The sequence below is a fragment of the Nocardioides sp. NPDC059952 genome, assembly GCF_042730435.1.
Classification (GTDB): domain Bacteria; phylum Actinomycetota; class Actinomycetes; order Propionibacteriales; family Nocardioidaceae; genus Nocardioides.
This window is the reverse complement of record NZ_JBHWLY010000111.1, coordinates 1-12,394: the sequence shown is the minus strand read 5'-3', so window position 1 is coordinate 12,394 and position 12,394 is coordinate 1. Positions and strand designations below refer to the sequence as shown.

Annotated in this window: 8 protein-coding genes; 5 read left to right on the top strand and 3 right to left on the bottom strand. The window is 70.8% G+C overall.

The genetic code is table 11. The annotated features are described in order from the left end of the window. Positions 1 to 873 precede the first annotated feature (873 nt). Both ACFV9G_RS28540 and ACFV9G_RS28535 read right to left on the bottom strand, forming a co-directional pair. Complete coding sequence (locus ACFV9G_RS28540) at positions 874 to 2,796, bottom strand: glycosyltransferase (RefSeq protein WP_378732610.1); 1,923 nt, start codon at positions 2,794 to 2,796, stop codon at positions 874 to 876. Then, entirely contained in the window at positions 2,793 to 3,548 is a 756-nt protein-coding gene (locus ACFV9G_RS28535; RefSeq protein WP_378732608.1) for a CDP-alcohol phosphatidyltransferase family protein, read from the bottom strand. Before ACFV9G_RS28535 ends, ACFV9G_RS28540 begins: the two co-directional genes overlap by 4 nt. 158 nt (positions 3,549 to 3,706) lie before the next feature. On the opposite strand from ACFV9G_RS28535, the gene ACFV9G_RS28530 reads away from it, so the two are divergent. Both ACFV9G_RS28530 and ACFV9G_RS28525 read left to right on the top strand, forming a co-directional pair. Then, a complete protein-coding gene (locus ACFV9G_RS28530) occupies positions 3,707 to 4,828 on the top strand; it encodes a glycosyltransferase family 4 protein (protein WP_378732606.1) in 1,122 nt (373 codons plus the stop codon). Then, positions 4,825 to 6,306 (top strand): lipopolysaccharide biosynthesis protein, encoded by a 1,482-nt coding sequence (locus tag ACFV9G_RS28525; RefSeq protein WP_378732604.1) that lies wholly within the window; start codon positions 4,825 to 4,827, stop codon positions 6,304 to 6,306. The genes ACFV9G_RS28530 and ACFV9G_RS28525 overlap by 4 nt, the downstream gene beginning before the upstream one ends. Here ACFV9G_RS28525 and ACFV9G_RS28520 read toward each other — a convergent pair. Further along, complete coding sequence (locus ACFV9G_RS28520) at positions 6,293 to 7,378, bottom strand: right-handed parallel beta-helix repeat-containing protein (protein WP_378732602.1); 1,086 nt, start codon at positions 7,376 to 7,378, stop codon at positions 6,293 to 6,295. The two genes, ACFV9G_RS28525 and ACFV9G_RS28520, sit on opposite strands and share 14 nt — an antisense overlap. Positions 7,379 to 7,578: 200 nt before the next feature. Here ACFV9G_RS28520 and ACFV9G_RS28515 point away from each other — a divergent pair, with 200 nt between their 5' ends. The 3 genes from ACFV9G_RS28515 (at position 7,579) to ACFV9G_RS28505 (ending at position 12,274) form a co-directional block, all read left to right on the top strand. Next, complete coding sequence (locus ACFV9G_RS28515; protein WP_378732600.1) at positions 7,579 to 9,876, top strand: hypothetical protein; 2,298 nt, start codon at positions 7,579 to 7,581, stop codon at positions 9,874 to 9,876. Positions 9,877 to 9,994: 118 nt separating this feature from the next. Continuing rightward, the gene (locus tag ACFV9G_RS28510) at positions 9,995 to 10,615 is read left to right on the top strand and encodes a hypothetical protein (RefSeq protein ID WP_378732598.1); all 621 of its coding nucleotides are present in this window, start codon (positions 9,995 to 9,997) and stop codon (positions 10,613 to 10,615) included. 12 nt (positions 10,616 to 10,627) lie between these two features. Next, on the top strand, positions 10,628 to 12,274 hold the full coding sequence (locus ACFV9G_RS28505; protein WP_378732596.1) for a hypothetical protein: 1,647 nt from the start codon (positions 10,628 to 10,630) through the stop codon (positions 12,272 to 12,274). Positions 12,275 to 12,394: the final 120 nt, after the last annotated feature.

Here is a 12,394-nt window from a genome sequence, read left to right as displayed (position 1 = left end):
CCGTGGGCTGCGGGAGGGAAGACCGACCTGAAGGACGGGGCCCTGCTCTGTCCACATCACCATCGGCTGGCCCACGCCCCGGCGTACGTCCATGAACGGTTGCCGGATGGCACCATCCGATTCACCCGCCGCCCCTAACCGGCAGCACGTCAACGATTTCAACGCATCAGTCGGTGCCACCCGTCTGCCAGCTTCGCTCCTGGTCGAAGCGGCCTGCCCGCCTTTGCCCGAGTCGGCGCGACTGTCCCGGGCAGAGCTCCCGAGTCGGCGCAAACTGTCCCGCTCGGATCCGGTGAATCGGCGTGACTGTCTCATGCAGAACTCCGAGGCGGCGCGAGGCTTGTCGGGAGCGCCGCTATGGCGCGAACGTCCCAAGCTTGGGGAGCGCTGCGGATCGGAACGGATTTCTGGATTCCCGTACCGAATCGACGTTCTGGCGCGAGACAGTTGCGCCGACTCGGCGTGAGGCTTGGGGCAGTTGCGCCGACTCGCGGGTCTGGGCACGGGACAGTTGTGCCGAGTGGGCCGGGGAGGCGGGAACGGTGTGCCAGGTCGGCTGTCGTACGGAGATTGTGAATCCTTCACAAGGTCGCGCCCACTGACGTAGGCGCCGACGAAACCAGCCTCGCAGGGCGTACGACCGCCCTTGGCTCCCAAGCCCGTACCCACTCGAATCCGCTGCGCCAAACCCCGCCGCCGACCCTGTATACAGCCAAAATTCTCAGCGGAGCCCGGTGTCAGGGATCGCCGAAGGCGACCGGCGAAGCCGGCGGCCGCAGGCCGTCCTTGACTCCGGGGTTCGGTGAGAACACCCTCCAGGAAAGGGTCGGCGGCCAACAGCCGACGAAGCAACAGCCAGCAGGAGAGACCCCCTCAGGGCAGCGACGCAGCCCGGAACGCCGCGGCATGCAACGCACCGGACTCGGGCCACTCCCGCGCCGAGAGATCGGGGCGCTCGGCAGGCGGGCCGGCCGCGACCGCCTTCAACGCACGTTCCAGGTCCTCGATGGTGACCGTGCCCTCGAAGAGGTGGAGCCAACCTTCGCCGACCTCCTCGGCCAGGCGACGGTTGACCTCGTTGTCGGGGGCCAGGACCGGGGTGTCGAGGGAGAGGGCCAGCAGCAGGGCTCCGGAGTTGTGCATCGCCCGGTAGGGCAGCACCACCAATGCGGCAGCGGCGACCTCGGCGGCCAGGGTGGCGTCGTCGGCGTAGCTCAGGTCGGCGCTGACCCGTGCGTCGGCGGCTGCCGCGGCACGGATCTGGTCGGCGAGGGCGGGGTCGGAGGGGGAGCCGACGAGGCGTACGTCCAGGTCTGCCTCGGGGCTGTCGGCGACCGCCTCCAGGAGCTGCTCGACACCCTTGTAGGGCTTGATCAGGCCGAAGTAGAGCACCCGTCTCCCGATGGGATCGACGGGCCCGGCGGACTCGACCAGCGCCCCGAGCACCGGCTCGAACCAGTCGCGGTAGTGGGCGTGGACGATCGTCGAGGTGGGCACGTCGAGCGGGGGAGCGGTCTGGTCGGTGAGCCGGATGACGTGCCGGGTGCGGCGCTCGAGAGAGTCGAGGAGCCGGTGGTCCCAGCGGCTCAGGCCGTCGGGTCGGACGAGGTTGTGCCAGGTGCGTACGACCGGGGTCCGGGTCAGGCGCAGCCGGGCGACGAAGGCGGTGGTGAGCAGGCGGCGGGCCAGCCGGCGCAGCGGGGTACGGGCCGACGTCACCAACAGCTCGGGCCAGTGCACGTGGAAGACGTCGTAGCGGCCCGCGACGGCCCGGGCCCAGCCGAACAGCAGCACCTCGGTGTCGTCGCGCCGTCCCAGGGTCTCGACGAGCTGGACGATGTAGGGGTTGGTCGTCGCGCGCAGCTCCCGGACCGACTCCAGGACCCGGACCGGCCGGTCGCGGCGCCCGTCGCGGAGCCCACGGAGGACCGCGGAGAGCGGCCGTACCGGGTGCAGGAGCTGGCGGCGGCCACCACGCATCAGGATCTCGTACGCAGCCCCGACCGCCCCGCGACGCCAGGCCTGCTCGCGTTCCCGGCTGAGCCAGGTCCGGGCGAAGAGGGCGCGGTTGCGGATGTTGAAGTAGTAGTAGGCCGGCGACTTGGCGCGAGAACCCTCGGCGCGCTGGGTGCCGCCGCCGGAGTGGACCGCCGTGGCCCCGTCGACGACCGCGACCCGGCCGCCGAACGCCCGGGCCCGGGCGCACAGATCGACGTCCTCCCAGTAGAGGAAGTAGCGCTCGTCGAAGCCGGCCAGCCGCTCCCACAGCTCACGCGTGACCGCGAAGCAGGCGCCGGTGACCCAGGGCAGCGCCTCAGCCTCAGGGCCCTCGACGGGGAGGGCCGCGCGGCGCCGCCAGGGGCGCATCGCCCCGGTCTCCAGGTCGAGATCGATCCCGGCAGAGGCGACCGACCCGTCGGGGCCGAGCACCGTCGGTCCGGCGAGCAGGAGCGGCTCGGCCTCGACGGCGGCTACGAGACGTACGGCCGACTCGGCGTCGATCGTGGCATCCGGGTTGAGGAAGAGCAGCACCTCGGCACCCTCGGCGAGCGCGGCCGCGGCACCCAGGTTGCAGCCGGCGCCGAAGCCGGTGTTGGTGCTGGGAAAGACGCCGGTCCAGTCCTCGCGCTCGCACAGGGCCCTGACCGCGGCCCGGTTGGCGTCGGTCGAGTGGTTGTCGACCACGACGATCCGCGCGGGCCGGAGCGCGGCGGCGACCTGGGTCGTATGCCGCTCCAGCAGCGCGGGATCGCCGTAGCTGACCACCACCACGGCCAGCCGGGAGAGCTCGCTCACGACGCGACCTCGGCCGAGCCGTCGAGGACGCGCAGCTCACGCCACCACTTGCGCAGCGCGATGGCCAGCGCGACGGCGTTGCAGACGAAGACCAGGGCGTAGATCCAGGAGAAGACCATCCCGAGGCCGAGCAGCACGAACATCCAGCACTGCGCGCCGTAGTCCATCGGCAGCAGCGCCCACTTGCGCAGCGGGTTCTCGTGGACCGCCACCGGCGCCCCGGAGGCAGCCGGGCGCAGGGTGGGCATCAGGATCAGCCCGAAGTACGTCACCACAGCAACCACCTCGAAGCCCAGCGGCACCAGCAGCCAGCCGTCGGTGGCCGGGCCGAAGCGATACCAGGACACGAGGACCGCCAGATGCAGGCTGGCCGTCTTGAAGCAGTCGATGGTGTGGTCGAGCCACTCGCCCGAGCGCGACCCGCCACCACGCAGCCGGGCGAGCTGGCCGTCGGAGGAGTCGAGCACGTAGCCCGCGGCCAGCAGCACCGCGACCAGGACCCCGGTCCACCAGCGCGGCTCGACCAGCGCGAGCACCGCCAGCCCGGCCGCCGAGAGGGTCGCGCTCAGCGCGGTCACCTGGTTGGGGCTCGCACCGAGGGTGTGCGCGGCCGCGGCGACGACCCGGCCGGCGGGCCGGTTCACGAGCCGCGAGTAAGCCGCGGTGTTGAGCGAGGGCTTCTGCGCCCGAGAGAGGGCCTCGAGGTGCGTACGGAACCCGCCAGGGGCGCGTTCGGCGCCGGTCGCGGCCATGCTCGATCCTGCTTTGCTCATACGTGGGGGAGGGACAGCGGGACCCTAGATGACCCCGAGCCGGCCGAGGGCGCCAGGCCTGCCCTCTCCCCAGATCTGGGTAGGACTTTGCCAGGACCTTCGGCCCGGGCCCTCCCGGTGACATACGGTTGCCCATCATGCGTTTGTTGGTCGCCCACCCGTCGCCGGACGTCTACGGCTCCGATCTTCAGCTGGTCGAGACGGTGCGTGGGCTGCACCAGGCGGGACAGCGGGTCACCGTCGTCGTACCCGAGCGCGGACCGCTCCTCCCGCTCCTCGAGGCCGCCGGTGCGAGCGTCGAGGTGATGACGTTCCCGGTGCTGCGCAAGGCCTACCTCAGCCCGACCGGCTTGGTCCGGCTGGTCGCGGCGCTGACGGTCTTCTGGGTGCGTGCGGTGCGGCTGTGGCGGCGGGTCCGGCCGAGCCGGCTGCTGGTCAACACAGTGACGATCCCGTGGTGGATCATCGTCGCCCGTGCGGCCCGCGTCCCTGTGGTCTGCCACGTGCACGAGGCCGAGGACGACCAGCCCAGGCCCGTACGCCTCGCCCTGACCGCTCCGCTCCTGCTGGCCACCCGCGTGGTGGCCAACTCGCGGGCCTCCCGCGACGTCCTCGCCCGGACGCTGCCTGCGCTCGGGCGGCGTACGACTGTCGTCTACAACGGGGTGCCGGGGCCCGAGTCCGTCGCGGCCGCGCGCACCCGGGCCCCGAACGGCCCGCTGCGACTGGTGCTGGTCGGGCGGCTCTCCCCGCGCAAGGGGACCGACGTGGCACTCGAGGCGCTCGCCGAGGTGCGCCGGCGGGGGATCGACGCGCGGCTGCGGGTGTGCGGGTCGGTGTTCGCGGGCTATGAGTGGTTCGAGCAGGAGCTCCGCGACCGGGCCGACGCCGGCGACCTGGCCGGCAGCGTCGACTTCCTGGGCTACGTCGCCGAGCCCGCGGGCGAGCTCGAGCAGGCCGACGTCGTGCTGGTGCCCTCGCGGGTCGAGCCGTTCGGCAACGTCGCGGTCGAGGCGCTGCTCGCCGAACGACCGCTGGTCGCGAGCCGCGTGCAGGGCCTGGCCGAGATCGTCACCGACGCCGAGACCGGTCTCCTGGTGACTCCCGGCGAGGCGAACGAGCTCGCCGACGCGATCCAGCGGCTCGCCGTCGACCCGGCCCTCGCCGCCGAGTTCGCCTCCGCCGGCCGCAAGGACGCCGAGGAGCGCTTCGGCGCCGAGCGCTACCGACGCGAGATCGCCGCCGAGGTCCTCGGGTGAAGGTGATCGACAACCCCCACTCAGGACTCGGCAGAAGCGCGACCCGCGGCGGTCTGGTCGTCCTCGGAGGTCAGGGCGTACGCATCCTGGTCCAGGTCGCCTCGGTGGTCGTCCTGTCCCGGCTGCTCAGCCCCCGCGACTACGGGCTGGTCGCGATGGTGCTGGCGGTCATCGCTTTCGCCGAGATCTTCCGTGACCTCGGGCTCTCGACGGCCGCCGTCCAGGCCAAGGTGCTCACCCGCGTGCAGCAGTCGAACCTGTGGTGGCTCAACACCGGCATCGGCGCCGCGCTCGCGCTGATCGCGGTCGCGGTCGCACCCCTCATCGCAGCCCTCTACGACGAACCCGCCCTGACCTCACTGACCGTCGCGATGGCGGGCATGTTCTGGCTCAACGGCATGGCCGCGCAGTATCGCGCGGACCTCACCCGCCGGATGCTCTTCACCCGACTGGTCGCGGCCGACACCGCCGGGCCGCTGCTGGCGCTGGGGGTCGCGGCGTACGCGGCCGCCAACGGCGCCGGCTACTGGGCCCTGGTCGTCCAGCAGCTCGTGCAGAGCGCGGCCGGGCTGGTCGTCGCCGGCGCCTGCGCGGGCTGGCTCCCCGGATGGCCGCGGCGCGGCGGCGATATCGGCGGGTTCTTGAGGTTCGGCTGGTCCCTGGCCAGTACGCAGCTGATCAACTACGCCGCCAACAACATCGACTCCGTGCTGATCGGCACCCGCCTGGGCGCCCACCAGCTCGGCACCTACAACCGCGCCTGGCAGCTGCTGATGACGCCGCTGGGTCAGCTGCGCAGCCCCACCACGACGGTCGCACTGCCGGTGCTGAGCCGCATCCGTGACAACGCTGCGCTCACCCAGCGCTTCGTCGAGCGCGGCCAGCTCGCGCTCGGCTACAGCCTCTGCGCCGGGTTGGGTCTGGTCGCCGGCGCAGCGGTCCCGATCTGCGCACTCTTCCTCGGTCCCGGCTGGGACGTCGCCGGGATCTTCGCCCTGCTCGCCTGCGGAGGTCTGTTCCAGACCTTGGCCTATGTCGGCTACTGGGTCTATCTCGCCCATGGGCTGACCACCGAGCTGCGTCACTACACGCTGGCCGCCTCGGCCCTGAAGGTCATCTGCATCCTGGTCGGGGTGCGCTACGGGATCACCGGCGTCGCGGCCGGCTACGCGATCGCGCATCTCCTCGAGTGGCCGCTGTCGCTGTGGTGGCTCTCCCGCCGCACCCAGCTCCACGTCGGCCGGCTCTACCTGGGCGCGGCCCGCATCCTGCTGGTCGCGGGATCGGTCGCCGCAGCCGCCTATGCCGCCGCTGCTGCCCTCGACGGGCAGAACCCGGCGGTGGCGGTGCCGGTCTGCGTGCTGGCCGGGGTCGCGGCGTACGCGGTCCTGCTGCTGATCCCCTCGATCCGCCGCGACGTGATCTCGCTGGCGGAGACGGTGCGGGGCGCGATCGAGGATCGCCTCAGCCGCGGCTGAGCGCGACCGGGCGGCCGGTGTCGTCCCAGACGTTGCCGGAGTGGGCGACCTTCGTCGAGGACGGGTGGATGATCGCGCAGCCGTCGATCCGCTGATCGCTGAGGAACCGGTTGTCGCGGATCACCAGGCCGCCGACCGGGCCGCGGCCCTTCTCGGCGATGTTGACGGTGCAGCCGCCCCCGCCGAGGAGGTTGTCGCGGATCGTGACCCCGTCGACGTCGCTGATGCTCTGGGTGATCATGACGCCGGCGTTGTAGGCGCCGGTGAAGCGGTTGCCCGCGATCGTGATGTTGCCGCCGCCGATGATCTGGATCGAGTCGTCGTGCGAGGCGCCGCCGCCCTGGTAGGGGTCGGACTCGAAGTGGTAGTTGTCGTGAAACCAGTTGTCGCGCACGGTCACGTTGCTGCCGGTGATGTGGACCTGGTCGGTGACGTGGTGGATCTCGGAGCTCTGCAGGGTGAAGTCATGGCCGACCACGCCGTTGACGCCAGCCGCGGCGTTCTCGGCCCGCACCTCGACGTTGCTGACCAGCATCCCGGCGCCGTTGTCGTTGTTGTTGGAGATCCCAGCCGTCTCGGAGCCGGTCGGCACGATCACCAAGGTGTTGCGGATCGTCACGTTCGGCGCCTCGACGTTGATCCGGCCGTGCACCTCGAGGCCGTCGACGACCTTCCCAGCGGTCCGGATCACCAGGTCGCCGCGGTGGACGCGGAGCTTGGTGTTCGCAGGCACGCCTGTCCCCGGTGCCGCGGCGAGCGGCTCGGCCTCGACCGCCTCGTCCGGACGGTCACCGGAGCGGTTGGGCTGCGCCGACTCGGTCGACCGCTTCCTCGGCTTCGGGCTGGCCGAAGGGCTCGGGATGCGCGTGGAGGAGGCGGTCGGGGAGACTGACGGAGACGGTGACAGCGTCGCCGGCCCGCCGAAGTCGTCGGGCGGCAGATCGCCGTAGCTCCTCTCCGCACGCGGTGTGCGGTCCTGCGCGGGACCTGTGGTCAACGCGTAGGTCGAACCCAGTGCGACCGCGGTGACGACCGCGGAGATGCCGAGGCGGATCGGGGACGGGACAGCCAAAGACGTACGCCTTCCTGTGGGCTGGGCAGCCTACTGACGGGGCCGGAGTCTGCACCAGGCAGTTTGCGAGGGTTGGGCTCCTGGGTCCAACACATACCCGATTCAGGGGATGGAATGGGCGATTGACGGGCGGATGACCATAGGTGTCCGCGACACTGCCGTGTCGCGGCCGAGGTGGCCGCCTTGTGCAGGGATGGATGATGACGCGGATTCACGAATGGCGTCTGCTGGCGGCCGGGGCGGTCGCAGCTGTTCTCGGGGTGAGCAGCCTGGTCATGTCGGGAGGGGCGACGGCGGACACGGCGCCGGTCGACCCGGAGCTGCCGGAGACGGTCTCGGCCGACGTACTTCCGACGGTGCAGATCGACGGGGTCGCCTGGAAGCAGGTGATCGTCGGCGACACCGTCTATGTCGGCGGCAGCTTCACCTCAGCCCGTCCGGCGGGCGCCGCGGCCGGCACCGACGAGACGCCGCGGACGCACCTGCTGGCCTACCGGCTCTCCACCGGTGAGCTGATCGACAGCTTCGCGCCGACGCTCAACGGCCAGGTCAAGGACATGGCGCTCTCGCCCGACCAGTCCCTGCTCTACCTCGCCGGCGGCTTCACCCAGGTCAACGGCGTCAACCGCTACCGCGGTGCCGCGATCAACCTGGCCACCGGCGCGCTGACGAGCTTCCGGCCGATCTTCAACTCGACGACCAACGCGGTCGCGGCGACCGCCGACGCGGTCTTCTACGGCGGGGTGTTCACCTCCGCCGACAACACCGCGCGTACGAAGGTGGCCGCCGTCCGGCCGAACGACACCGGCACCCAGCTGCTGTCGATGAACCCGACGGTCTCCAACGGTTCCGTGCAGGACCTCGTCGTCTCGCCCGACGGCGCCGACATCGTGATCGGCGGCAACTTCACCAAGGTCAACGGTTCCGCCAACCCGGGCTACGGACTGGCCCGGATCAAGGTCGCGACCGGTGCCTCGATGGCGCTGCCGGTCAACTCCGAGGTCCGCAACGGTGGCTCCAGCTCGGCGATCCTCTCCCTGGAGAGCGACGGGACCAGCTTCTACGGCACCGGCTACCACTACGGCAGCGGCGGCAACGTCGAGGGCACCTTCAAGTCCGACTGGGCCGCCGGGAAGCTGACCTGGCTCGAGGACTGCCACGGCGACACCTACGCCGTCTGGCCGACCGCCGACGTCGTCTACCAGGCCAGCCACAAGCACTACTGCGGCAACTCCGGCGGCTTCCCGGAGACCAGCCCGCGCAGCTTCCAGCACTCGACCGCGGTCACCCAGGACGTACGCGGCACCAACACCCGCGACATCTACGGCTACCCCGACCACCCCGGCACTCCGCGACCGGAGTTCCTGGAGTGGTACCCGAAGTGGACTCCCGGCACCTTCACCGGCGCCAACCAGGCGCCGTGGACCGTGGCGGCCAACGACGACTACGTCGTCTACGGCGGCGAGTTCCTCAAGGTCGACGGCGTGGCCCAGCAGGGGCTGGTGCGCTTCGCCGTCAAGGACATCGCGCCCAACGAGGTCGGCCCGGGCCTGTCCGGCGCGGAGTTCGGCCTCACCGCGACCTCACCCGCCGACGGCCAGGTCCGGCTGACCTGGCCGGGCAACGCCGACAAGGACAACGCGACCGTGACCTACAAGGTCTACCGCGGCTCGAGCGACGTCGCCCCGATCCACACCCGAGCGGTCACCGCGGCCTTCTGGAAGCAGACCACCCAGACCTTCCTCGACACCGAGGCGCCGCCGGGCACCACCCAGAGCTACCGCGTCGTCGCCGAGGACGCGTTCGGCAACCAGTCGCCCACCGAGTGGGTCACCGTCGAGGTCGACGGCGAGCCCGTCCCGCCGGCCGAGGGCACCATCGCGGAGGACACCTTCCAGCGGGCCGAGACCAGCGGCTGGGGCACCGCCGACGCCGGCGGCACCTGGACCCGCAGCACCGGCACCGCCGGCAACTTCTCGGTCTCCGAGGGCCGCGGCTGGCACTCGGTCACCCCCGGCGGGACCACCGAGTCCCGGCTCGGCGAGGTCTCGGCGACCGATGTCGACGCGACCGTCAGCGTCGGCGTCGACCGGCTCCCCGACGCGGGCTACGTGTGGTCGATCCTCGGCGCCCGGGTCTCCGGCGCCGACCACTACGCCTCGCGGCTCCGGTTCAACCCGGACGGCACCGTCGGTCTCCATCTCGTCCGCAGCGGCACCCCGGTCGTCGGCGCGAACGCCGTCGCGGGCCTGAGCGTCGCGCCCGGCGACCGGCTGATGGTCCGCCTCCAGGTGACCGGCACCTCGCCGGCGACCGTGCGCACCAAGGTGTGGCCGGCCGGCTCCGAGGAGCCGTCGGGATGGACGTACGAGCTCTCCGACTCGACCGCGGCCAACCAGGCCGCCGGTGGCGTGATGCTGCGCAGTTTCGGCTCCTCGACGATCGGCACCACGCCGGTCCGTGTCGGCTATGACGATCTATCGGTGGCGGAGGAGTAGAAGGCATACCCGATCTTGGGGAGTGGGTGTTCGGATCCGCCCACGGGCGGCCGACTTGGGCTTGAATGCACCGTCTCAACTCAATGTCTTTGTCCGATCCGCCCGCGGAAGATCCCCCATGCTCCCTCAAGTCCCGCGTTCGAGGATGTACGTCGCGGCAGCTGTCGCTGCCGTTGTCCTGGTGAGCGTCGCGGTCGTGCTCATCGTGCGCAACCCGTCCGGGCCGGCCAACGCCGGGTCGGACTCGACCGTGGCCGCCGCCCCCTCTTCGACGGCGACCCCGTCGAAGAAGGCCTCTTCGGACTCCGAGTCGGAGGACGACGAGGCGGAGAAGGGATCCGACGGCAACCGCGCGCTCGGTCTGAAGTCCGTGGCGACCACCTCCCCGGGCGTGACCGCCCGGCTGGCCCGGATCGACTCGGTCCAGGCCACGGCGAGCCTGCCCGGCGAGATCGGCGGCCCGGCGCTCGCGATCACCGTGAAGGTGAAGAACCAGACCGGGAAGAAGCTCGACCTGGCGCTCGGTGTGGTCAACGCCTACTACGGTCCCGAGCGCACCCCGGCGGTCAGCGTCGCCTCCGACGGCGAGGTGCCGTTCCCGGCCTCGGTCGCCGACGGTGAGTCGGCCAAGGGCGTCTACGTCTTCCAGATCCCCGAGCAAGCCCGTCCCGTACGCGTCGAGCTCGATCTGGGCAACGGCGCCGACGTGGTGGTCTTCAAGGGCCGACCCCAGCGATAACCCTCCCCCACGATGAGAGATGTGATGAAGCCGATCCTGGCTGTGCTGGTGCTCGTGGCAACGAGCCTGACCCTGGCGACCTCGGTGACCTCCGCATCCGCGGACACCGCGCCGACCGACACCGACCTCCCGAAGACGGTCTCCGCCGACGTCCTTCCCACCGTGCAGATCAACGGCGTCGCCTGGAAGCAGGTGATCGTCGGCGACATCGTCTACGTCGGCGGCAGCTTCACCTCTGCCCGCCCGGCGGGTGCCGCGGCCGGCACGAGCGAGACGGCCCGGTCGAACATGCTGGCCTACCGGCTCTCGACCGGTGCCCTGGTCACCGGCTTCGCGCCGAAGTTCAACGGCCAGGTCAAGGACATGGCGCTCTCGCCCGACAAGAAGCTGCTCTACGTCGCCGGCGGCTTCACCCAGGTCGACGGCGTCAACCGCTACCGGGGTGCTGCGATCGACCTCGCGACCGGCAAGGCGACGAGCTTCCGGCCGATCTTCAACTCGACCACCAACGCGGTCGCGGCCACCTCCAGCGCGGTCTTCTACGGTGGCGTGTTCACCTCTGCCGACAACACGGCACGTACGAAGGTCGCCGCCGTCAAGCCCGGCGACACCGGCACCGGCCTGCTGCCGATGAACCCGAAGGTCGCCGGCGGCAACGTCAACGACATCGTGGTCTCCTCCGACGGCACCAAGATCGTCATCGGTGGGGCGTTCACCAGCGTGAACGGCTCCTCGAAGCCCGGCTACGGTCTGGCCAGGCTCGAGGTCTCCTCGGGCAGCTCGCTGGCGCTGCCGGTCAACGACGAGATCCGCAACGGCGGCACGGAGGCGGCGATCCTCTCCCTCGAGTCCGACGGCACCAGCTTCTACGGCACCGGCTACAACTACGGCACCGGAGGCAACTCCGAGGGCTCCTTCAAGTCCGACTGGGCCACCGGCAAGCTGACCTGGCTCGAGGACTGCCACGGCGACACCTACGCCATCTGGCCGACCGCTGACGCCGTCTACCAGGCCAGCCACAAGCATCACTGCGGCACCTCCGGCGGCTTCCCGGAGACCAAGCCGCGCAGCTGGTACCACGCCACCGCGGTCACCCAGGACGTACGCGGCACCAACATCGCCGACGACAAGTACGACTACCCCGACCACCCAGGAACCCCGCGCCCGGAGTTCCTGGAGTGGTACCCCAAGTGGACCAACGGCACCTACACCAGCGCTCAGCAGTCGACCTGGACGGTGACCGCCAACTCCAGCTACGTGGTCTACGGCGGCGAGTTCCTGAAGGTCAACGGCGTCGCCCAGCAGGGCCTGGTGCGGTTCGCCGTCAAGGACGTCGCGCCGAACAAGGTCGGTCCGACGCTGAAGGGGGCGGCGTGGAAGCTGACCGGCTCCTCGCCGTCGGCGGGCAAGGCGACGCTGAAGTGGCCGGGCAACCCCGACAAGGACAACGCGACCGTCACCTACAAGCTCTACCGCGGGACGTTGGACTCGACGCCGATCAAGACCGTCAAGGTCTCGGCCCCGTTCTGGAAGCACACCGCGATGACCTTCACCGACACGGCCCGCACCAGCGGGTCGTCGCAGAAGTACAAGATCGAGGCAGTGGACCCGCTCGGCAACGTCTCTCGGTCTGACTGGGTGACGGTCACGATCCGATGACCCAGCCGGTCTGGGTGGGCATGCTCACCTATCGGCGCCCCGAGGGGTTGGCCGAGGCGGTGGGCATGCTCCGGGCCCAGCTCGATCTGGTTCCTGGCGCTCGGCTGCTCGTCGTGGACC

Bases quoted from the DNA above. Each gene is read 5' to 3' on its own strand.
- ACFV9G_RS28535 (WP_378732608.1), bottom strand. From the start codon at position 3,548: ATGGCCGCGACCGGCGCCGAACGCGCCCCTGGCGGGTTCCGTACGCAC.
- ACFV9G_RS28505 (WP_378732596.1), top strand. From the start codon at position 10,628: ATGAGAGATGTGATGAAGCCGATCCTGGCTGTGCTGGTGCTCGTGGCA.
- ACFV9G_RS28510 (WP_378732598.1), top strand. From the start codon at position 9,995: ATGCTCCCTCAAGTCCCGCGTTCGAGGATGTACGTCGCGGCAGCTGTC.
- ACFV9G_RS28515 (WP_378732600.1), top strand. From the start codon at position 7,579: ATGACGCGGATTCACGAATGGCGTCTGCTGGCGGCCGGGGCGGTCGCA.
- ACFV9G_RS28530 (WP_378732606.1), top strand. From the start codon at position 3,707: ATGCGTTTGTTGGTCGCCCACCCGTCGCCGGACGTCTACGGCTCCGAT.